Source organism: Enterococcus sp. LJL90 (genome assembly GCF_056924355.1).
This window is the reverse complement of sequence record NZ_JBXPBQ010000049.1, coordinates 1-1,354: the sequence shown is the minus strand read 5'-3', so window position 1 is coordinate 1,354 and position 1,354 is coordinate 1. Positions and strand designations below refer to the sequence as shown.

The window sequence follows — 1,354 nt, the reverse complement described above, 5'->3', positions numbered from 1 at the left end:
GAATCCCTCAGCTGATAAACAGTTGAAAGAAAATTTAGAATATTTAGGATATGAAGTTTTGCATTCAACACAATTAGTTGAACCACTCATGTTAGCTAAAACACCTTTTGTATTGGACTTACCTGTTATAATTTTTAGTGAGACGCTACCAAGCGAAACTGTAGAAACTATTTTACGCCAAGGACAAATTGTAAATTGTGTGATTTTACGATGTGATACTGATCTCTTAAATGATGAATTAAACGAAGAATGGCAAAAATTGGGGTTGACAGCGAAATTCTCTACGGGGATTTCTTTATCTAGTCTAAGAGAGTTATTGTCATCTTCTCGACAACTACATTTCAGAGAAATACGGTCATGTCCACCAAATAGACATAAAATGACTAATGATTCTTACAATTTAGCTATTAGTACTTTTTCGAAAAAAGAACGACAATTGTTTGAAATACTATTTAATGAAAAAAAAGGATTTCTTACGCGAAAAGAAGTTGCCCAACAGATGTGGAATGGTCAAACGACAAGTTCACACTTGGCGCAACTTTCTCAAATTGTTAGTCGGATTCGCTTGAAATTTGCTCGGTATGGTTTTACAGAACAAATTATCGAAACGCACTGGAAAAAAGGCTATAAAATTTCAGATGAAATAAAGATATTTAATAATATAGGCTAAAATGAGAGCCTTGTCTTGGGTTTTTTCCTAAGGTAGAGCTCTTTTCATTTAGTTAAGATAAGTTTTACCATCGTATACTAATTACTCGAAGATAAACTAAAAAAAATATCTATTGGAGTAGTTCCTAAACGAAATTGATACACTATATAAAACTCGGCGAATATATCTAGTTTGGTAGCGTGACTAAAGTATCGCCTTCAGCAATGTTTTCTAATAACTGCTGAAATTCTTTTCATTCAATTTGTGTTCCCGTATATTTTTCAGTATAAATTTTATCGCAGCTCTGGTTGGTCAACGCAATAATTTGTGTTTCTAAATCTTGGCTCCAGGTACTTACACGAGCATAACCATAAATCACGAAAATTCGCCTACTTTCTACTCTATTTATGAGAGTAAGATATGATAGTTAAGCAATCCTTATTCTACAACAGTCAAAAAAAGCTATCAATACTTTTAAGTTTTGATAGCTTTTTTGCATAACCATTTAATATACTTAGGATAATCGACATTATGTGAATTTAGCGGTTAAATAACTTAAAAAAACTTAACGGAATAAGATAGCAAAAAGGTAACATATCATCTACGTCTATTACCTGCTTGATTCATTTAGAAGAGTTTTTATTATTCTTTAGTTTACTCGAAGATAGACGACAATGGTAAAACTACACCCTCAAAAAGTGTAGC

2 protein-coding genes are annotated in these 1,354 nt (G+C 32.1%); one reads left to right on the top strand and one right to left on the bottom strand.

The window, feature by feature from the left end; genetic code table 11:
• Positions 1–670 (top strand): winged helix-turn-helix domain-containing protein (locus AC1Z3S_RS20030; protein WP_461741841.1); only part of this gene is annotated, 670 nt, incomplete at its 5' end.
• A gap of 232 nt (positions 671–902) precedes the next feature.
• On the opposite strand, the gene AC1Z3S_RS20025 is transcribed toward AC1Z3S_RS20030, so the two are convergent.
• Positions 903–1,028, bottom strand: a complete 126-nt coding sequence (locus tag AC1Z3S_RS20025; RefSeq protein ID WP_461741840.1) for a recombinase family protein — start codon at positions 1,026–1,028, stop codon at positions 903–905.
• Between the last annotated feature and the right edge of the window lie 326 nt (positions 1,029–1,354).